Source organism: Microbacterium terrisoli (assembly GCF_030866805.1).
Taxonomy (GTDB): Bacteria; Actinomycetota; Actinomycetes; order Actinomycetales; family Microbacteriaceae; genus Microbacterium; species Microbacterium terrisoli.
On record NZ_CP133019.1, the window covers coordinates 1,020,873 to 1,041,909 of the forward strand.

At 67.3% G+C, this 21,037-nt stretch carries 16 protein-coding genes; 14 read left to right on the forward strand and 2 right to left on the reverse strand.

Annotation, left to right across the window (positions count from 1 at the left end; translation table 11 throughout):
* From QU603_RS04300 to QU603_RS04365, 14 genes are all read left to right on the forward strand, one after another.
* Window positions 1-1,779 (forward strand): ABC transporter ATP-binding protein, encoded by a 1,779-nt coding sequence (locus tag QU603_RS04300; RefSeq protein ID WP_308493259.1) that lies wholly within the window; start codon window positions 1-3, stop codon window positions 1,777-1,779.
* Window positions 1,776-2,981, forward strand: a complete 1,206-nt coding sequence (locus QU603_RS04305; protein ID WP_308493260.1) for a hypothetical protein — start codon at window positions 1,776-1,778, stop codon at window positions 2,979-2,981. Before QU603_RS04300 ends, QU603_RS04305 begins: the two co-directional genes overlap by 4 nt.
* Entirely contained in the window at window positions 2,978-4,321 is a 1,344-nt protein-coding gene (locus tag QU603_RS04310; protein ID WP_308493261.1) for a glycosyltransferase, read from the forward strand. Before QU603_RS04305 ends, QU603_RS04310 begins: the two co-directional genes overlap by 4 nt.
* Entirely contained in the window at window positions 4,318-5,703 is a 1,386-nt protein-coding gene (locus QU603_RS04315) for a polysaccharide biosynthesis protein (protein ID WP_308493262.1), read from the forward strand. The genes QU603_RS04310 and QU603_RS04315 overlap by 4 nt, the downstream gene beginning before the upstream one ends.
* 17 nt (window positions 5,704-5,720) lie before the next feature.
* Window positions 5,721-6,611 carry an NAD-dependent epimerase/dehydratase family protein gene (locus tag QU603_RS04320; RefSeq protein ID WP_308493263.1) on the forward strand — a complete coding sequence of 297 codons (891 nt, stop codon included), beginning with the start codon at window positions 5,721-5,723 and terminating at the stop codon, window positions 6,609-6,611.
* Window positions 6,611-7,033, forward strand: coding sequence for a hypothetical protein (locus tag QU603_RS04325; RefSeq protein ID WP_308493264.1), 423 nt, complete (start codon window positions 6,611-6,613; stop codon window positions 7,031-7,033). Before QU603_RS04320 ends, QU603_RS04325 begins: the two co-directional genes overlap by 1 nt.
* On the forward strand, window positions 7,030-8,352 hold the full coding sequence (locus tag QU603_RS04330) for a glycosyltransferase (RefSeq protein WP_308493265.1): 1,323 nt from the start codon (window positions 7,030-7,032) through the stop codon (window positions 8,350-8,352). Before QU603_RS04325 ends, QU603_RS04330 begins: the two co-directional genes overlap by 4 nt.
* A complete protein-coding gene (locus tag QU603_RS04335) occupies window positions 8,349-9,500 on the forward strand; it encodes a glycosyltransferase (RefSeq protein ID WP_308493266.1) in 1,152 nt (383 codons plus the stop codon). Before QU603_RS04330 ends, QU603_RS04335 begins: the two co-directional genes overlap by 4 nt.
* Before the next feature lie 184 nt (window positions 9,501-9,684).
* Window positions 9,685-10,734 (forward strand): glycosyltransferase family protein, encoded by a 1,050-nt coding sequence (locus tag QU603_RS04340; protein ID WP_308493267.1) that lies wholly within the window; start codon window positions 9,685-9,687, stop codon window positions 10,732-10,734.
* Between the two features lie 95 nt (window positions 10,735-10,829).
* Window positions 10,830-11,891, forward strand: a complete 1,062-nt coding sequence (gene wecB / locus QU603_RS04345) for a non-hydrolyzing UDP-N-acetylglucosamine 2-epimerase (RefSeq protein ID WP_308493268.1) — start codon at window positions 10,830-10,832, stop codon at window positions 11,889-11,891.
* Between the two features lie 64 nt (window positions 11,892-11,955).
* Entirely contained in the window at window positions 11,956-13,248 is a 1,293-nt protein-coding gene (locus QU603_RS04350; protein WP_308493269.1) for a nucleotide sugar dehydrogenase, read from the forward strand.
* Window positions 13,249-13,298: 50 nt separating this feature from the next.
* Window positions 13,299-15,209, forward strand: coding sequence for a glycosyltransferase family 2 protein (locus QU603_RS04355; RefSeq protein ID WP_308493270.1), 1,911 nt, complete (start codon window positions 13,299-13,301; stop codon window positions 15,207-15,209).
* Window positions 15,210-15,510: 301 nt separating this feature from the next.
* Complete coding sequence (locus tag QU603_RS04360; protein ID WP_308493271.1) at window positions 15,511-16,896, forward strand: class I SAM-dependent methyltransferase; 1,386 nt, start codon at window positions 15,511-15,513, stop codon at window positions 16,894-16,896.
* Window positions 16,893-17,138, forward strand: a complete 246-nt coding sequence (locus tag QU603_RS04365) for a hypothetical protein (RefSeq protein WP_308493272.1) — start codon at window positions 16,893-16,895, stop codon at window positions 17,136-17,138. Before QU603_RS04360 ends, QU603_RS04365 begins: the two co-directional genes overlap by 4 nt.
* A 15-nt stretch (window positions 17,139-17,153) precedes the next feature.
* Here QU603_RS04365 and QU603_RS04370 read toward each other — a convergent pair whose 3' ends face one another.
* Window positions 17,154-18,560, reverse strand: coding sequence for an SDR family NAD(P)-dependent oxidoreductase (locus tag QU603_RS04370; protein ID WP_308493274.1), 1,407 nt, complete (start codon window positions 18,558-18,560; stop codon window positions 17,154-17,156).
* A gap of 54 nt (window positions 18,561-18,614) precedes the next feature.
* Window positions 18,615-21,011, reverse strand: coding sequence for a CDP-glycerol glycerophosphotransferase family protein (locus QU603_RS04375; protein ID WP_308493275.1), 2,397 nt, complete (start codon window positions 21,009-21,011; stop codon window positions 18,615-18,617).
* Between the last annotated feature and the right edge of the window lie 26 nt (window positions 21,012-21,037).

Sequence of the window (21,037 nt, forward strand, 5' to 3'; positions counted from 1 at the left end):
ATGAAGCAGATAGCTCATACCCTTCGCCACGTCCTGCCGTTCCTGCCGTCGTCGGCTCGGCGGTTCCTGATCGTCTTCTCCGTCGTCTCGGGCCTCCTGGCCGTCGTGGACGTGCTCGCGCTCATGCTTCTCGCTCTCACCCTCGCGGCGCTGATTGCGGGTGGGCCGCTGAAGGTTCCGCTGCTCGGGGAGGTCTCGCAGGACCAAGTCCTGTGGATGGTGTTGCTGCTGGCTATCATCGTGATCGCCAAATCCGCAGCCAACGTGTGGATGCAGTGGATCGCCACCAGGCGCTTCGCGTCGTACGAACTCGAGGTCGGTCAGGCGCTGTTCGGCGCCTACATCCGTTCCTCGTGGACCGATCGGATCTCGCGGAACAGTGCGCAGATCGTGGCCATGTCCGACAGCGGTATCGCGAACGTCGTCGCGGGCTTTCTGCTGCCGTTGACCACGTTGTCGGGCTTGCTCGTCACCTCGGTCGGCGTGGTTGCCGTGATCGTGTTCGCTCAACCGGTGACGGCCCTGGTCACCATCGTCTACCTCGGCGGCATTGCGATGCTGCAATACATGGTTCTCAGCGGCAAGACCCGGCAGGCCGGCCGGGTCGCGCGCGACTCGTCGCTGCGTGTCGCGATGCTCATCTCGGGGATGGTCGCGTCACTGAAGGAGATCACGTTGCGCGACAAGGCCGACGAGGTCAGCGCGGTCATCCGGCAGCAGCGGGCGCACACGTCGCAGGCGCGCGCGAACGCGAGCTTCTTGGCCGCCGTTCCGCGGTTCATCTTCGACGCGGCGATCATCGGTGGATTCGTGGTTGTCGGTGGCTCGGCCTTCGTGTTCGGCGGCAAAGAAGCGGCGATCTCGGCCGTCGCGTTGTTCGGGATCGCCGGATTCCGACTCGTGCCGTCGCTCACGGGCTTTCAGTCCGTCATCACGCGGGCGATGACCTCAGTGCCGTACGTCGATGCCGTCATCGCCGACATCGAAGGGTCCCAGAAGCTGCTGGCCGACCGTGAGGTCTTGGGCAAGCGGCCGCTGCCCGGCGACCCGAAGCTTCTCGAGCTGGAGCATGTGTCGTTCACCTTTCCCGGCAGCGATGTGGCAGCCGTACGCGGGGTGGACCTTCGCGTTCCGATGGGCACGACCGTCGGCATCGCCGGTGCCTCGGGTGCGGGCAAATCCACGCTCATCGACCTGCTGCTGGGGCTGCTCACCCCCACGTCCGGCGACATCCACATTGATGGACTTCCGCTCGAAGACGTCATGGCGGCGTGGAGATCGCACGTGGGATACGTGCCGCAGGAGGTCACTCTCTTCGACGGCACGATCGCCCAGAACATCGCCCTCACGTGGGGTGACCAGATCGATCTGGACCGGGTCGAAGCGGCTGCGCGCCGCGCGCAGCTGTGGGGCGTCGTGGAGCAGCGGGCAGACGGCCTGAACACTCGTGTCGGTGAGCGCGGTCTCACCCTCTCGGGCGGGCAGCGGCAGCGCCTAGGCATCGCCCGCGCGCTGTACACGGATCCGCTGGTGCTCGTGCTGGATGAGGCGACCAGCGCGCTGGACACCAAGACCGAAGCAGACATCTCCGACGCGATCACCGAGCTGCGCGGTGACGTCACCGTCATCGCGGTCGCCCACCGGCTGAGCACGATCCGCGAGTCCGACCTGATCGTGTTCATGAAGGACGGCACGGTGGCAGCACAGGGACTGTTCGACGACGTCGTGCGACTCAGCCCTGAGTTCGCCGCGCAGGCGCGACTGGCGGGACTGACGTGAGCGTCGTCGCAGACATCGTGCGCAAGGCGGGTATCGCGTTCCGGCTCGTGCTGGGCGCTCTGCCCGATGCGATCTCGGTTCGCTTCCGGCCCCGCGCGCACCGATTCTCGCCGGCCGATGTTCCACCGCCCGTTCAAGCGCCCAGGGGCGAGGTGCGGCTGTACTCGGCGCCGGCGAATTTCGCCGCTCAGGGGTACCAATGGGCACGGGCAGCCGAGCGACTTGCCGGCGTCGGAGCCGTCAACATGCAGTATCGCGCAAGCGGCGACTTCGGCTTTCCCGCAGACTATGCGGTCTCAGATGTCGTGTTCGCAAATTCCGGTGACTGGGCTCGGCGTCAACGGGATGCTGTCGCCAACGGATTCACGCACGTCATGTTCGAGGCGGAGCGATCGATCTTCGGACTCGCGTTCCAGGGATTCGCCGAGCGTGAGGCACGCTGGCTTCTGGATCGCGGACTGAAGGTCGGCCTCGCCAGCCTGGGTACCGATCTCAGATCGCCGGTGCGGCATGCGCAGGTTGACCGCTGGTCGCCGTTCCGCGACCGACTGGATGACGATTGGGTACGGGCGCTTGAGGTGCGCGCGCAGCGGAATCGCAGGCTGTTCGAGCGACTGGGCGTGCCGTCGTTCGTGGCGACGCCGGAGCTGCTGCTGGACTGGCCCGCCGCGTCGTGGCTGCCCATCGTCGTTGATCCGACCGATTGGCGCTCGCCTCGCGAGGCGCTCACCGGTGAGCGTCCCATCGTGCTGCACGCTCCGACGAACCCCGCGGTGAAGGGCACGACACTGATCGAACCGACCGTCCAGCAGTTGAGCGATGAGAGGGTCATCGAATACCGGCGCATCATCAAGGTCCCGGCCGCCGAAATGCCGGAGCGCTACGCCGAGGCGGACGTCATCCTCGACCAGTTCGCGCTCGGCATCTACGCGACCACCTCCATCGAGGCGATGGCAGCCGGCCGACTCGTCGTCGCGCACCTGCACGACCAGGTGCGCGCGCACATCCGCGAAGTGACGGGGTTGGACGCCCCGGTCGTGGAAGCGACACCCGACACGATCGGTGACACACTGCGCGACATCGCCGAGCGCCCGGACCACTATCGGACGATCGCGAATGCCGGCCCGGGATATGTCGAGGCCGTCCACAACGGTGAACTCTCGGCCCGCGTTCTCGCGCCGTTCCTGGGGAAGGCCTCGTGAAGCGTCACCTGCTGCTGACGGCATGGGCGTTCGCACCTGCGCGGACCAGCGGGGTGTACCGCGCCATCGGCATGGCCAACGCGTTCGCCGGACAAGGATGGGATGTCACCGTGCTCGCCGCCGACGAGGCAGTGTTCAGCGTGGAGGGGACCGTCGACTCTTCGCTGTCAGGTCAGGTGGACAGCCACATCCGCGTCGTCCGCGTGCCCTTCACGTCCGGCGTGTATGCGCGCGATATCGGGCAGTGGAGCAGGGCGCAGGCCCGTCACCCCGAACTGTGGGGCATGGGCCACGGTCTGCCGTTCCCCGAGACCGGCTTCGGTGACTGGCGTCCGGCGCTGACGCGCGCGGCCGAAGACGTGTACCGCGGTACTCCTGTCGATCTCACGATCGGAACGGCCAGCCCGTCGGTGGACTTCATCCCCGGCTGGCATCTGAAGCGTCGGCACGGCGTGCCGATGCTCATGGATTACCGCGACGCGTGGACCATCGACGTGTTCACCGGTGGGCGCAACCCACGCGCGACGGCGCGCGCAGAGCGTTGGGAACGACGATTCCTGGCAGCTGCTGACCAGGTCTGGTTCGTCAACGAGCCGATCCGTTCCTGGCACGCCGCCAAGTACCCGACGGCGGCAGGGCGCATGCGCGTCGTGCCCAACGGCTTCGACCTCGTCGGCGGCGTTTCACCGGCGGTCCCGTTCGCACCGGTGCCGGACGAACGCCCGCTCGTGTTCGGCTATATCGGCACGATCAATGTCGGCCAGTTCCCGGCCGAATCACTGCTCGAGGGCTGGCGCCGCGCCCGTACGCGGTCACCCGAGTTGGCACGTGCGCGGCTCGTGCTGCGCGGCCATCTGGGCCGTTCGGGCGTCGCCGGCGAGGCATTGGACGGCTACCTTCGTCGCGCTGAGCAGGACGGCATTGTTTACGCCGGCCCCGTCGCGAAGGCAGACGTGGCGGAGGCGTATGCGACGTTCGATGCGCTCGTGCTGGCTTTGGCCAGCGGCCCCGGCGTGACAAGCGGCAAGGTGTTCGAGTTCGCCGCGACCGGCCTGCCGGTTGTCTCCGTGCACGAACCGGCCAGTGCGGCGACCACGATCATGCGGGAGTCACCGGTGTGGGTGCCTGCGGTGTCGATGTCGGCGGACGACGTCGCCTCGGCGCTGATCGCAGGCGCCGCGCTGGTGCGAAGCCAGTCGGCGGCGACACGTGCGCAGGCGGTGGAGTGGGGTGCACAGTGGGAGCGTGCGCGTCAGCTTGACGCGGGTGTCGCAGGGGCCTCGGAACTGCTCGACGGGCAGCTCCAGATTGCAGGGAGCCAGAAGGAGCGAAAGCAGTGAGTCGGCGGATATTGGTGGTCGGCTTCGGTGTCGCGGGCATCGGGATCGCAGAGGACGCCGCGGCGCACGGCGAGCAGGTCGTCGGCTTTCTGGATGATGTACGGCAGGATGCTCGCGTTCTCGGCACACTCGCCGATGTCAACCGCGTGGCTCGCGAGAACGACGTCGACACCGTCTATTTCGCGATTCCGACGATCGAGTCCGCGCGACTGCGGGAATTCCTCTCGAATCTCGAGCAGACGGGGATCCGCCTGTGGATCCTGCCGCGCACGTATGACACGATCAGCCGCGAGACGGTCAAAGTCAGCGATCTGACCGACGTCGACATCTTGCAGCTCGTGGGCAGGCAGCCCGTCAAGCACGATCTGCTTGACGCGCGGCGGCTGGTCGAGGGGCGCCGAGTGCTCGTCACCGGCGCCGCGGGCTCGATCGGGTCCCGCTTGGTGGAGCACCTGCTGAACCTCGGCGTTGCACGGGTCGTTGCCTTCGATTGGTGGGAGACCGGGCTCTTCCACCTCATCAACCGCCTCGATGACGAACGACTCGCACCCGTCGTTGGCGACGTCAAGAACGTGCACCGCTTGGAGCGGGTCTTCGAGGCGGAGCGCCCAGAGCTCGTCTTCCACGCCGCGGCGTACAAGCACGTCCCGCTGATGGAGGACAATCCGTCCGAAGCGTTGGCCAACAACGTCCTCGGTGCCGAGAACGTCCTGAAGCAGGCGATTGCGTCGGGAGCGAGCCATGCCGTCTATGTGTCGACCGACAAAGCGGTGCGCCCGGCCAACATCATGGGTGCCACGAAGAGGCTCGGCGAGCTGCTGCTCGGCGATCTGGCGCGCGAGTCCGGTGCGACGAAGTTGACCGCTGTGCGCTTCGGCAACGTCCTGCAGAGCAACGGCAGCGTCATGGAGACGTTCCGTCGACAGATCGAACAGGGCGGTCCGCTGACGGTCACCCACGAGGATGTCACGCGCTTCTTCATGACGATCGACGAGGCTGCGAACCTCATCGTCCAATCCGCCATACTGGGGGCCAACGGCGACATCTGCGTCCTCGACATGGGAGAGCCGGTGCGCATCATGGACCTCGCGCGCAGCCTCGTCCGGGTGACCGCCCCGGAGGTGCGCATCGAGGTGACGCACCTGCGGCCCGGGGAGAAGCTCTACGAAGAGCTCACCTACAACCCGGAGCTGGCCACGAGCACCCGCAACAGCAAAGTGTTCATCCTGCAGGTAGAGGATGAGATGGACGTTCCCGCCGATGTGATCCGTCGAACTCTCGAGCCGTCGCGCACGGGCGAGCTCTCTGACGCCGAGGCCGAGCGCGCCCTGATCGACATGGGATTCAACATCCAGCCTCGACGTCGGCGGACTGCGCAATGACGGCATCGGCTGGGTCCTTGCCCCGCACAGTCCTGGTGACTGGCGGTCGCGGTCACATCGGGCGCCTTCTCGTGGACAGATTGCGTGCTGCGGGCGTGCGCGCGATCTCGCTCGGTCGCTCGCCGGCGGTACATTTCGACGACGTCGTGGTCGATCTCAGTGAGGCGACGGCGGTGGCCGGCGTCATCGCCGATGCTCGGCCGGATGTCGTGGTCCACTTGGCCGCGATGCTGCGCGGTGAGGATCTCATTGATCGGAATGCACTGATGGATCGAGCTGTCGCGCAGGCTGTTCGTGCGGCGAACGTGCCGCACAGCGTGTTCGTCTCGTCTGCAGCCGTCTACGGCACTGCGCACGCCACGGCGTGTCGTGAGGATTCTGTCGCAGCGCCCGAGAACCCGTACGGTGTCTCCAAGCTGCGGGGCGAGGCGATCTTCCAGCAGATGTCCGCCGATCGCGCCGAGGCATCTGTTCTGACGCTGCGGATCTTCAACGTCGTCGGGCCGGACTTTCCCGGTTCGCTCGTCAGCCGACTGATCGGAGCCTCTGAGGCCGAACCGGTGACCCTCGTCGGCCCCGATGCGTTCGTTCGGGATTACGTGCATCAGAGTGATGTCGTCGCTCTCCTGGTGGCATCCCTCACCGCGAGCCACGCAGGATATCGTGTGCTGAATGCCGGTGCGGGTGTCGCCGTCTCCACCCGGGACTTGATCCAGCGGCTTGCCGTGCCATCGTCGTCGTATGTGGAGCGCAGCGGCGGACCCAGTGTCTGCTGGGCCGATATGACCCGTGCCGACCAAGTGCTCGGGGTGACTGTGCAGCGCTTTCCGACGCGCGGGTGGGCCGCTCCGATACTCGCCTCGCCGGGGTCTCGGTCGGTGGCACCCTCAGATGAGAGAATCGGCTGATGCGCGTCGTCGTCTTCTCTCCCGCGGACTCCTTCACGGAGAACTCGCTTCCCGAACTGACTTCAGACGACGACATCGTCGTCGTGTGCTGGAGAGCCGGTTCACACGAAGGTTCGCGGCGCATCGGGCTGCCGCCGCACCGGTTCGCGGACCGGGTGGCTCGCGCTGCGGACGTGCATGTGACACTGCGCACGCTGGTCCGTGTCAGCCCGTTCGACCGGGGCGCCGTCTTCTGGCGCGCCGCGCGGCGCTCCGCCGACGTCGCGAAGGCAGCGATGGCGGCGGACCTGCTCGTGGCGCCCGAACGTGACGGGGCGTTCGCCGCTTGGAACGCGCTGGCACGTGCGCGGCGGCACGGTCGCCGCCCACTCGCGGTGTCGGGCTACCCGGCTGCGCGTGCCGCGATCGAGCGGCTGCGATGACATCCCGTCGGCCGCACCTGCTGTACACGGCGTGGGGGTTCCCGCCCAGCAGGGCGGGGGGCGTGTACCGAGCCCTGGCCACGGTGAACGCGTTCGCGCGCAAGGGATGGGATGTCACCGTCCTCACCGTGCCGCGCAGCCTCTTCGTCGATTCGACCGGAGGCGATCTCGAGCTCGAGAAGCGCGTGCATCCGGGTGTCGTCGTCGAGCGGGTTCCCGTCGCGACGCCGGCGTTCGAGTCCGGCATCGACACCTGGCCCCGCATGCGGGCACGCGTCCCCGAGGTGTGGGCGGCGCTGGACTGGCGACACGATCTGGTGCGCTTTCCGGAGCGCGCGTACGGGAGGTGGCGGCTGGCGCTGGAACGAGCAGCGCGAGACGTGCACGCTCGACACCGCGTCGATCTCGCGATCGGCACCGCGAACCCGAACGTGGATTTCATCCCGGGCGCGTTCCTGCACCGGCACGCCGGTGTTCCGTACATCATGGACTACCGCGACGCGTGGCGCCTCGACGTGTTCTCGGGCCGTACGCTGCACCGCCCTGCGTCTCGGGCGGGCCGTTGGGAGCGTCGGCTGCAGCGAGACGCGTCCGAGGTGTGGTTCGTCAACGAAGCGATCCGCCAGTGGCACGATGCCGCGGCTCCGTCGATCGCCGCGAAGACCCGTGTCGTGGCCAACGGCTACGAGGAGTACGACGCGCAGCTGGCCGTTCCGGTACGCGCCGATCGTGAGCGTCAGCTGGTCTTCGGGTACATCGGGACGGTGTCCACTCAGGTGCCGATCGACGCTCTCATCGCTGGGTGGCGCCTCGCTCGCAGCCGGGACGAACGCATCGCGACCGCCCGCCTGGTCATCCATGGGTACTCGGGACATTTCGGCGCGAATGGAGGCTCGTTTGGCGCGCTGGGTGACGGCGGGGACGGGATCGAATTCGCCGGCCCGGTCAGTAAAGCCACGATCGGGCAGGTCTACGCCGGCTTCGATGCGCTGATCCTCGCACTGGGGTCCGGACGGTATGTCACCAGCGGCAAGGTCTATGAGTACGCCGCCACCGGAGTCCCGGTGATATCGGTGCACGACCCGGGCAATGCCGCCACCGAGGTCTTGGCAGACTCGCCTGCCTGGGTCGGCGCTCGGTCGCTCGCGGCGGTGGATGTCGCGGATGCGATCATCGCGGGTGCCGCGCTCGCTCTGCGGCAGACCGGCGCACAGCGCGCAGAGGCGCAGAAATGGGCTAGCCGTTACGCGCGTTCGCGTCAGCTGGATCCCCGCATCGATCAGCTGCGCGAGATCGTGGATGGGAGGGAGGCCGGATGAGGGTTGCGTTGGCCAAGAACACGCTCGCCGTGCCGCCGACCTATTTCGCTGTGCAGCATGCGCTCGCGTTGCAAGGCGTGCACGACTTCCGCTTCTTCGCCGCTGCGGCCGAGATCACCGATGCGGCCATCACTTCGCAGCTGGACGTCTTCGACGCGAGCCGCTTCTTCGGTCTGACGGCCGGCCTGGGCTGGGCCAGGCGCGAACGGATCGCGCCGCTGTTGGGCGGTCGGGTCGCGTCGGCCATCCGCCGGTGGCGACCCGATGTCGTCCATCAGCATTTCGCGAACCTGTCCGGCGCGGCGGTGGCTGCCGCGGAGCGCCTCGCTGTCCCGCTGATCCTGACCGTGCACGGCGCTGACGTCTACCTGCCGCTGACCGACGCGCACGGACGCCCGGGTGTGGCAGGAACCATTTTGCGCAGGCATCAGCGGATCGTCGCCCGCGCGTTCGATCACGCCGATCGAATACTCGCCGTCAGCCGCTACCTCGCGGGCAAGGCCATGGAAGCCGGAGCTGACGCGTCCAAGGTCGCGGTGCACTACCAGGGGGTCGATACAGAGATCTATCGGCCCGAGGCACAGGCAAGGTCTGACCGGGTGCCGCGCATCGTCGCGGTATCCGCGCTGAAAGAAGCGAAGGGCACGCGCGACCTCATCGAAGCCTCCATCGCTCTTTCCGCCCTCCGACCGCACGAACTCGTCCTCGTCGGTGACGGGCCGCTGCGGGCTGTGGCCGAGGCTGCCGCCGATGAACACCCGCACATCCGCGTGCGTGGGGGGCTCGACCGCGAGGGCGTTCGCCGCGAACTCGCCGCAGCCACGGTCTTCGCACTGCCCACGAAGAAGGACGGCGCATGGCGCGAGGCCGCGGGGCTGGTCACGCTCGAGGCCCAGGCGTGCGGCGTGCCCGTCGTCGTGTACGACTCGGGCGGTGCCGGAGAGATGCTCGACGATGGCACCACGGGCGTGCTCGTGCCGGAGGGCGACATCGGCGCTCTGTCGGACGTATTGGGGCAGTTCCTCGCGCTTGCACCCGCCGAGCGGGCAGCTGTGGGCGCGCGCGCGAGAGACTGGGTCGTCGCGAACCGCAGCCTCGCAGGCAGTGCCCACGAGCTGGATGCCCACTACCAGGAAGTGATTGGATGACTCGTTCACGGATTCTTTGCGCACGGGACAGTGCACAGTTCGCAGACTTCCTCATAATGGAGCTTCGATCAGGGAGGGCTGTCGGATGAGCAGCGGACCGAGAATCCTTTGCGTTTCGTTCTCTGACATTTCGTCGGACGCGCGAGTGCTACGCCAGCTCGAGGTCCTCGCCGAGTATGGCGCCGTGACGACTCTTTCGTACGGCCCACGTCCTGAGCGTGCAAGTGAACACATCGAGATCGACCAGTCGCTCCCGTCGTTGCCGCAAACGTGGGCAGGCGTCGCGAAACTGATCCTGCATCGTTTCGCGTCTGTTGAGCTACAGGCTCCAGCCACTGTCGCGGCATTGCAATCGTTGGCCGGGCGGGAGTTCGATATCGTCGTCGCGAACGAGGCAAGATCGCTCCCGCTCGCCTTTCGTGTTGGCGGCTCGCCCAAGATCTGGTGTGATCTGCATGAGTGGGCGCCGGCCGAGCGCACGCACGTGCTGTCTTGGAGGCTGCTGGTCGCACCGTTCATGGACTGGGTCTGTCGCACGTATCTGCCACGGGTCGACGCCGCATCGACCGTGAACGAATCCATCGCGAAGCTGTATCTCACTGACTACGGCGTCACCGCATCCGTCGTGCGCAACGCCATCGCGTACCGGTCGGATCTGTCGCCGTCGCCGATGCGCGACGGTGTGATCCGGCTCGTGCACAGTGGCGGCGCGGTCCCTGGGCGGAACATCGAGGCCATCGTCGACGCCGTCGAGGAACTCGGTGAGGGATACACGCTGGACCTGTTTCTCGTGCCGTCGCGTCAGGCGGAGCACTACTGGCGCCGGCTCGTCGAGAGGATCGACGCCAGCACGCGGTCGACTTTGCACCCGGCCGTCGCACCAGCGGAACTACCGGCGGCGCTGAATGCGTTCGATCTGGGCGTATACCTCTTGCCGCCGCAGACGCCGAACCACCGCCTCATGCTGCCGAACAAGTTCTTCGACTTCGTGCAGGCGAGGCTCGGCATCGTCTTCGGGCCGGCGGTCGAAACTGATCGGCTGATTCACGAGCACGGCCTCGGCATTGTCGCCTCGGGTTTTGAGCCGGCAGACCTTGCGGAGGCGATTCGCGGGCTGTCCCCGGATCGGGTCGCCGGCTTCAAGCAGGCGACTGACCGTGCGGCCGCGGCCCTTTCGTCCGCCGCTGATGTCGAGGCCGAGCGAGACATTCTCAGGGCGCTGTCGGCGACCTGACTCCGGGGGTCGTTCAGTGCACTGTCTGTGGCGCCCTTGCCGTCGCATGGGCATGGTGCTACTGCTCCGGTCGCAGTTCCGTAAGCTTGATGATCGTGAAGATCGTCAGTGTCGTGGGCGCGCGCCCGCAGTTCGTCAAGCTCGCCCCGATCGACCAGGCCATGCGGGCCGCCGGGGTCGATCACGTCATCGTCCACACCGGGCAGCACTACGATCCGATGCTCTCGGACGTGTTCTTCGAGGATCTCGGCATCTCTGCCCCAGACGTGCACCTGGGCGTGGGCAGCGGAACGCACGGGGTGCAGACAGGGGCCATGCTCGGTGCCCTTGACGGCGTGTTCGACGAGCATCGGCCGGACTGGGTGCTCGTCTACGGTGACACGAACTCGACGATCGCCGCAGCGCTGAGCGCCGTGAAGATGCACTTGCGGGTCGCGCACCTCGAGGCCGGGCTGCGCAGCTTCAACCGCCGCATGCCCGAAGAGCACAACCGCGTGCTCACCGACCACGCGGCCGACCTTCTGCTGGCGCCCACGCAGGTCGCCGTCGACCACCTCATCGATGAGGGTCTCGCCGAACGCACGGTGCTCGTGGGGGATGTGATGACCGACGTGCTCTACACGGTGCGCGACGAGGTGGCAGGGCGTCCGTCGCCCCTGGTGGCCGAACTCGGCCTCACTCCGGGCGAGCATTACGTGGCCACCATCCACCGCGCCGAGAACACGGATGAGCCGGACCGACTCGCAGAGGTGGCCGCGGGGTTGGGCGGGCTCGATCGTCCTGTCGTCCTTCTCGCGCACCCGCGTGTGGTCGCGCGCGCCGCGGCCCACGGCATCCCCCTCACCCAAGGTTCACTGATCGCGCATGCGCCGCTGGCCTACCCTGAGCTGATCGCCTCGGCACTGCACAGCGCCGGTGTGGTCACCGACTCGGGCGGCCTGCAGAAGGAGGCGTTCCTGCTGCGCGTTCCCTGCACGACCGTGCGCACTGAGACCGAGTGGGTTGAGACCGTCGATCTCGGGTGGAACGTGTTGGCCGGCACCGCTGCCGAGATCGCCGCCGGTGTCACCCGCCCGCAGCCGTCGCCGACGGATGCCGCGCCCTATGGCGACGGCCACGCCGCCGAGCGTGTGGTCGAGGTGCTCACGGCGAGCTGACCGCTCTGGCCGGTGCGACCGTCAGCGGCCAGTGACTGCTTTGCGCGCCCGTAGAATTGAATTCATGCGTATCGCCGTCGTCGCCCTCGGAAAGATCGGGCTTCCCATCGCCGTCCAGTTCGCCGATTCCGGGCATGAGGTGATCGGGGTCGACGTCAATCCACGCACCGTCGAGGCGGTGAATGCGGCGCGCGAGCCGTTCCCCGGTGAGGCGCAGCTGCAGGAGAAGCTCACCGAGCTCGTGCCGGCCGGACGTCTGCGTGCCACCACCGATTACGCAGAGGCGATCCCCGGGGCCGACGCCGTGGTGCTGGTCGTGCCGCTGTTCGTCAACGACGAGACGTGGGAGCCCGACTTCGGGTGGATGGATGCCGCGACCACGTCGCTGTCCCAGCATCTGACCGCCGGCACCCTGGTCTCGTATGAGACGACGCTGCCGGTGGGCACGACCCGAGGCCGCTGGAAGCCGATGCTCGAGCAGGGTTCGGGTCTGGTGGAAGGCACCGATTTCCACGTGGTGTTCTCGCCCGAGCGGGTGCTGACCGGCCGTGTGTTCGCCGACCTGCGCAAGTACCCGAAGCTTATCGGCGGTCTGTCAGACGAGGGCGCCCAGCGCGCCCGCGAGTTCTACGAGGCGGTGCTGCAGTTCGACGAGCGCCCCGATCTGCCGCGCGCCAACGGCGTGTGGGACCTGGGCACCGCCGAGGCGGCCGAGATGGCCAAGCTGGCAGAGACCACGTACCGCGACGTCAACATCGGCCTGGCAAACCAGTTCGCACTGTTCGCCGCCGACAACGGCATCGACGTCTACCAGGTGATCGAAGCCTGCAACTCCCAGCCCTACAGCCACATTCATCGGCCGGGCATCGCCGTCGGCGGCCACTGCATCCCGGTCTACCCGCGCCTGTACCTGTCGACCGACCATGACGCCGAGATCGTGCGCACCGCACGCCAACTGAACGCCTCGATGCCCGAGCGGCTCATCGCGCGTGCCGCCGATCTGCTCGGCGACCTGTCGGGCATGACGGCCGTGGTGCTGGGCGCCGCGTACCGCGGCGGCGTGAAAGAGACCGCGTTCTCGGGCGTGTTCCCGACTGTCGACGCACTGAAGGCACGCGGCGCGAACGTCGTCGTGCACGACCCGCTGTACGACGACGACGAGCTGCGGGCGCTCGGCTTCGAGCCGTACGCGCTGGGCGGCCCGGTCGATCTCGCCGTGCTGCAGACCGATCATGCCGACTACCGCACCTTGGCGCCGGCGGACCTGCCGGGGATCAAGCTGCTGGTCGACGGGCGCAACGCGACGGATGCCGCGACCTGGGCCGGTACCCCGCGGATCGTCGTCGGCCGCGCCTGACCGGATCGGAGTCGACCGAGCCGGACACCCTGTCAGGATATAGTCACACCGTGCTGAAGGTCTCCGTCGTCATTCCGACGTATCGGCCCAAAGAAGGGCTCGATCGGCTCGTCGCCTCGATCGACGCGCAGACGCTTTCGACCGACGAGTTCGAGGTGATCTTCGTCGACGACGGATCGCCCGACAACACGTACGCACGTCTGCAGGAGGTCGCACGCACGCGGCCGCACGTGCGTGTCGAACGCATCGAGAACTCCGGCTGGCCGTCGCGGCCGCGCAACATCGGCACCGACCTCGCGCGAGGCGAGTACGTCGCATTCATGGACCATGACGACGAGCTGTACCCTGATGCGCTGCGACGGGGCTATGAGTTCGCCGCAGCAAACTCGGCAGACGTGCTCTCGGGCAAAGAGGCGCGCACGCATGACGCGGCATGGGCCATCGATCTCTACCGCGAAGACCTCGGACAGGCGTTGGGGCTGACGCGCCAACATCCCATGATTCCGATGAACCCGCACAAGCTCTACAGACGCGCGTTCCTGATCGAGCACGACATCCGCTTTCCCGAAGGCGGGCGAGTCATGTGGGAAGACATCTTCTTCAACGTGAAGGTGATGCGTCACGCGCGGGTCATGTCGGTGCTGGCCTCGGTTCCCTATTACCACTGGTTCACGACGCGCGGCAGCGGCTCGACCGGCTTCCAGCGCTCGAACCCCGAGTTCTGGCAGTGGCTGCGGCGTGTGCTCGAGACGACGGAGACAGATCTCGCCGGTCCCGCGCTCGCGCAGCAGCACCGGCAGCTGATGGGACACCAGTACCGGTCGCGGATCATCGCCTCGTTCGATACGCGTTTCTCCGGCCGCGGCCAGGCTGAGCGCGACCTGATCTATGACAGCTGCCGCCGACTGCAGCAGGATTTCGACCTGCGCCGCTTCGACGACGCGCTGAACGCCTCGGGGCGCATGCGCGCGCATCTGCTGGCGGGAGATCGTCGCGTGCTGCTCGAGCAATTGCCGCAGGCCGATCCGACCATCCCCGGTTGGGGCACCACGACGTCGCTGCGCTGGGACGGAGATACGCTTCGCGTCGAAGCCGACGTCGAGTGGTCCAGCCCGCATGGGCGCCGCCACGACTTCGAACACAGCCCCGCGGGGCGCGTCCTCAAGCGCCTGCCTGAGGTGCTGGCCGAGGCGATCCCGGCAGACCTGCGTGACGTGACCGAGGAGATCGCGTCGGCGACCGTGGAATTGGGGATGCGCTCGCGCGAGTCGCGTGTGGTGTGGATGCTGTCGTCGCGGGCACATGTGCAGGCGCCGGATGCTGATTCCGGGCGCGTCGGGCTGACAGCGACACTCTCGGGCGAATTGGATGTCACGTCCGCGATCTTCGGCTCTGCTGTGGGAGCAGATACCTGGGATCTGAACGTGCGCACGAACCTTGGCGGCACGATCACTCAGACACAGCTGCGCGCCCCGCACACCGCAACCGTCTCGCTGCATGACGGACACGTGCGGCTCGCCTATGTGAACAAGGATGGATTCGTCACAGCCCACGCCGACGACAGCGCCGAAGCGGTGCGACGCCTGAGGCCGCAGACCGCACGGGTCGAGGGCGGCGCTCTCATCGTGACTCTGGAGGGCGTCCATACCGGCTCCGGCGAAATCCCGGTCTCTGTGGCGACGGTGGGCGGCGACGGCAAGCCGAAGGGGGCGCTGCCGGGCGTGCTCGCGATGGAGGGACAGTCGGTCGTGCTGCGGTTCGCGGCGGCGCCGGCCCAGGTGCGCCTGCGCATCGGCGACCGAACGCCCGACGGTGCGGCATGGTGGGACGTGCGCACAGGTTCGGACGGCGCGTCGTTGCAGCGGGGCCGCCCGGTCTCACAGAAGCCGGCGACATCGACCGTGCAGCGCGTGCGCAGGGCGGGCGGACGAGTGCTGCGCCGCCTCGGCCTGCGCAGATGACCTCGGTATGACCTCGGTGCGGTGCGGTGCCATGAGAGCAGTCTCATGGCGGTGGGAACCCGACGCTGTGCGTGGGCTGAGGGGCTGCTGAAACCGACGCCGTAGGATGGGGCGAGTGAAAACCGGTCGCCGAGTTCTGCAACTCACGGAGTCGGAGTTGCAGGGAGCGACTGCCGTCGACGTCCGATTCGATGGTCATCGGGTGTGGTCGACGGCGATCCCCGACGCCAAGAACGGCGTTATCACCCTCGCGTGGCCAGAACCGGTTCGCAGGCGCTTGACCGGTCGGTCTGAGGTGTCCGTGGTCGAAACCGCGACCGGGCGTGCGCTCGCCTCGAAGAGCGCTCAATTCGACCTCTCGCGCAGGCGGCTGCAGATCACCGACAAGCGCGGGCAGTGGCTCGCGATGACCAAGTGGGACCGTCTGGGCCCCGTGCTCGGCGGCAGCAGCGACGACGTCGCCTCACGGCTCGTCGCCTCCGGCGCCCGGCTGGCCGACGACATGAAGGCGTGGGGCTACCCGCTGTACCTCGTCGGCGGCATGCTGCTGGGCATGGTCCGCGGCGGCAAGCTGCTGCCGCACGATGACGACATCGACTTCGCATTCCTTTCCGATGCGACCGACCCGGCAGAGCTCGGGCGGATCAGCTACGAGATGGAGCGGCGCCTGAGCGCAGCGGGCTACACGGTGGTCCGCCACAGCCTCGCCCACCTCGAGCTCGTGTTCTTCGACGCGCAGGGTCAGGTCGACCACTACATCGACATCTTCACGGGTTTCTTCCACAAAGGCCTCTACTGTCAGCCGTTCGCTCTGCGCGGATCCGAGGTCACGCGCGAAGACCTGGTGCCCACCAAAGACATCGTCATCGGCGGTGTGCCGCTGCCCGCTCCCGCCAACCCCGAGGCATGGCTGGCCTACGCGTACGGCGAGAGCTGGCGCATCCCCGACCCGACGTTCAAGTTCGTCGTCGATCCCGGCACCAAGCATCGTTTCGACAGCTGGTTCGGCGTGTTCAACCGTGGCCGGTTCTTCTGGGAGAAGCACTGGCAGGGCGAAGAGCGTTCACTGGGATCGACTGCCGGAGCCCGTGCTGTCGCGCGGATGAAGAAGAAGCTCCCCGCAGGCAGCCACGTGCTCGATCTCGGCTGCGGGGACGGCCGATGGGGCCAAGAGCTTGCCGCCGCCGGACACACGGTGGTCGGTGTCGATTTCAGCTTCGAAGCGCTGCGGGTCGCGACATCCAATGACGAGCACGGAGTGCGCTACGAGCGGGTCAACGCGAACGACCGGGCCGCACTGCTCGCGCTCGGCACGGATCTGCTGGCAAGCGGCGCGCGCTGGCACGTGTTGATCAGCGACGTGCTGCACGGCCTCACGTTCGCCAACCGCATGAATGTCTACCTGCTGCTCAAACTTCTGCTCACCCCCGGTATGCGCGCGGTGGTCAGCTTCGACTCGCACCGCAGCAGCCGATACGAGCGCGCCGACCCGCGGACGTGGGACTACGGGCTGGACAAGTTCGACGAAGAGCTCGCCGAGAGCGGCCTGGCCGCCCAACGCGTTCGCACACGCCTGCGCAAGTCCGAAGTCGGCTGGCGCCGATATGTGACGGCGGAGATCGTCGCCGTGCCCTCGCGAAGCATCGGACAAGCGTGGACGACCGAGAGACCGGAGAATGTGTCATGAGAAAACTTCTGCGCTCGCTTGCCGAGAAGATCGCTCCCACCGCGTACGGGCGGCTCAAGCAGCTCTCGGTGCTCGACGACGATGCCACGACGAGTGAGATCCTGCTCGGCTATCAGGAGCAGGTCAAAGATCTGCAGGCGCAGCTGGATGAGGTGCGCCGTGAGCACCGCCATGTCGTCGAACTGTACGACCTCATGTTCGAGCGGCTGCAGAACGAGGCACCTTTGCGCGAGCGCGTCTGACGCGCCCCGATCGCACTAAGCGGTGACGCCGCCGCGACGCATGGCGGCGACTTTGACCGTCACTACCTGACCGGTCAGCTCGGACGCGGCGACATTCAGGGTGACCCGAGCGACGTCGTCCGCGGCAAGCAGGCTGCCCGCGGGCTCATCGCCGAACGCGCTCGTGCGCATCGGGGTGTGCGTGCGCTGCGGATTGATGCAATTGATGCGCACGCCCGATCCTGCCCACTCCTCTGACAGCGCTTGGGTGAGGTTCACGACCCCGGCCTTGGTTGCAGAATAGACGCCGTAGCCGGCGCGCCCGCGTGTGTACGAACTCGAGGTGAAAAGCAGCATCTGCCCACGGCTGCGTTCGAGGTGTCTGAAGGCCGCGCGGGCGATCACGACCGGTGCGATGAGGTTCGTATCGATGGTCTCCAGCAGGCTGTCCAAGGGCGCCTCGGCGAGCCTCTGCACGCGCAGCAGGCCGGCCGTGACCACAACGATGTCGATGCGGCCGTCGGCGGCGGCGACGGCGTCGAGTGCCGCGGTGATCTGGTCGGTGCTGCGCACATCGGTGCCGGTCGTGGATCGGCTGAATTCATGCACCCGCGCCCCGGCACCCTCGGCGAGGTTCACCACGCTCTGGCCGATTCCGTAGCTGCCGCCGAAGACGACGACAGTCTTGTCCCGTAGGTCGGGCAGTGTCTCAGGCCGGGTGTCGAGCGCGAGCGAGGCCGACTGCAGCTGGAAGATCTTGTCGGCGATGTCGATGTCGATCGGCTCGGTGACCTTCATGTTCTCGGCCGTGCCTTCGACCACGAAGATCGGCACCTCGGGAAGGTAGTGGAACACGACACCGCAGTCGTCGGTCGCGCGGAACTGCGGGTCCTGGCGGGCGAGCTCGTAGGCGCGGCGGATCGTGCCCAGGCGGAAGGCTTGCGGTGTCTGCCCGCGGCGCAGCCGGGCACGGTCGGGGATGTCGTCGATGTGCCCGGTCTCGCCGAGCCTGATGATGGTGTCGGCGGAGGGGATCGCCGTGTCCACCGCGTCGTACCTCTCCAGCGCGTCCACGCAGTCGCGGATGATGCGGTCGTCGATGAACGGACGTACAGCGTCGTGCAGCAGGACCTTCGTGTCATCGCCGTCCAGTGCCGCCAGCGCCAGCTGCGTCGTGTCGCTGCGCGTCTCGCCGCCGGGCAGGATGCGACTCAGCTTCGAGAAGCGGTCCCCCGCGAGCAGGTGATCGAGTTCGCTGATCGAGGCGGCGTTCATCATCACGACGATCTCGTCGATGAGGTCGCTCGCCTGCAGGGATTCCAGCGTGTGCTCGACGATGGCTTTTCCCGCGATCTTGATGAGCTGTTTCGGGATGCCGAGTCCGACACGCACCCCGATTCCACCAGCGAGGACAACGGCAACCGTGCGGGTCGGTGCAGACATCGGGATTCCTTCAGGATGGTGGAGCGGGGCGCTCCACCATCCTACGGGGGCGGCTCAGTCGCGCCCGGTGCCGGACCGGGGGCGAGGGCGGACCGCGGCGACCGCAAGCTGCGCGATCGCATCGGCGCACGGCGTCGTCGACCCGTCCATCGGAGGGGTGCCGACCCAGTGCTGGGCGAACGCCACGGACCGCTCATGGGTGCCCTCGCCGGCTTCGATCGCGGCGATCAGCGCGTCGAGGTCACGGAGGATCGGCCCTGGCAGATCCCGGCGGTAGTCGAGGTAGAAGTCGCGTGATGCGATGTACGCATCGAGATCCGGTGCGAGGAAATAGCAGGGGATGCTGAGCACGGCCGCTTCGTACAGCGCCGACGAATAGTCGGTGATGAACAGGTCCGCGACCTGCAGCAGTTCCTGTGTGGTGAATCCCGGTGCGGTGTCGACCTCCGGCCCGAAGTCGATGGGCATCAGCGGATGCACCTTCACGACCAGATGAATGTCCGCCTGATCCAGCGCGCGCGCCAGAGCCGTGGCATCCACCGTCACCGTGCCGTCGAGCCGGAACGTCGGAGCGAACACTGCCACGCGCGCGCCGCGCAGGTGTGGGTGTATGTCGAAGATGCGCTCACGGGTCTGCTCGCGCCGCTGAGGGTCCAGCAGTCTGTCCACCCGGGGGAGGGGAGCGGCGATGACGTTGTCGATCGGGGTGCCCAGCGCTTCGGCGAACGGTGCGCGGGCGCTCTCACCGCTGGCGAGGACGAGGTCATAGCCCTGGTGCATGCGCATCGCCTTCGCCAGACGCCTATCGCGTCCCTCATCGTGGTCGAGGATGCTGAGTCCGAATTTCTTGAACGCGCCCAGAGCATGCCAGATCTGGATGACCGTCAGTTCTGGGCCGTGTCGCAGCAGGCTGGCCACCATCGCATAGGTGTCGATGACGAGAACGCGGGACGTCGCGACGTGGTAGAGCTGCGTGAGCATGTGGAACGCGTAGCCGACCTTCGCAAGTGCCCCGGGAGGGACCATCCTGACCAGCGTGACGACCTCCACCGACGGGTCCGCGCGCGTGATGGCGGCTTTCAGATCGACGAAGTCGTCCGGCACGGACTCGTGCTCGCGGCTGATCATGACCACCTTGCGTCGGCGCGGCAGCAGGCGCAGCGGAGCGTACGCGACGTTCAGACCGATGCGGGCGGCGTGGGCCACGATCAGGCGCAGCCCCATGGCATTCTCGACACGCGTCGGGGCCGGCGCGCTGCCACCCGGAGCCGCCGCTTCGGGGCGACCGGTCGAGCGCGGGTTGAGGATCAGCTCGCGCGTGATCCGCTCGGTCGAGTGGCCGTCGCACGCACCCATGAAACGCTGCAGGAACGCTTCTTGGTCGGCTCCATGGTGTGCATGTCGGATCGCGTCGGCAAGATCGGCGCCGTCGGTGACCAGGGGACCGGTGACGTAGTCGGCGAACGGGTAGTAGAAGTCGCGGTCTGCCGTGTACTGCTCGAGGTCGGGGCAGAAGAACACGATGGGGCGGCGCAGCAGCGCGTACTCGAAGATCGTCGAGGAGTAGTCGGTGATCAGCACGTCGGCGGCCATCAGCAGACGCGTGATCTCGCGATCGGCGGTGACGTCGATGACGCCCTCGGTTCCGGGACGGGCCACAGCCAGCGGCGAGACGAACGGATGCATCTTCACCATCACGGCCCAGCCATCGCCGAGTTCGCCCGCGAGTGCCTTCCAATCGATCGCGTCATAGTCGAACGTCGCGGTCAACTGGCCGTTGCCGCGGAAGGTCGGCGCATACAGCGCGATCCGAGTGTCGTCGCCGATGCCGTAGCGTGCGCGCACCTCGCGATTGGCCTGGGCGACGGCCTGTTCGTCGAAGAAGATGTCGGTGCGCGGCACGCCGAGCGCCTTCACACGTGATTCGGGGATGCCGAACGCTTCGGCGTAGTTGGGACGGATGGCCTCGCTGCTGACGGTCGCGTCGGTGTAGTTGCGATGGATGATCGAGCCGGGGGTCGGGCCGCCCGGCAGGCCTTCGCGGCTGTACCCGACGCGCTTGAAGGCTCCGGCCGCGTGCCACACCTGCAGCAGCCGGGTCTCGGGGCGGATGCGGAACGGGTAGATCAGGGGGTAGAAGTCGTCGAGCACGATGGTCTGTGCTGTGGCGGTGTACCAGGGCAGGCGCAGGATGTCGCGGATTGGCCTCCGCGCCCGCATGCTGCGCTTGAACAGGCCGATGATCTCGGCATCCGGGCTCTGCCGCGCGATCTCTTCGCGAAGGAACCGGAAGTTCCCGGTGTAGTCGGCGCGGGAATCCGAGAGGAAGACGACGCGGTCGGGCCGCACGCGCGTGAGCTTGGACACGACCTGGTAGGCGATCGAATACGGGCCGAAACGCCATCTCTGAAGGATTCGGCTGCGGCGCAGCACACTTCGGAGGAAGCTCATCTCGGTTGTCGCTCCTGTCTCGTCGT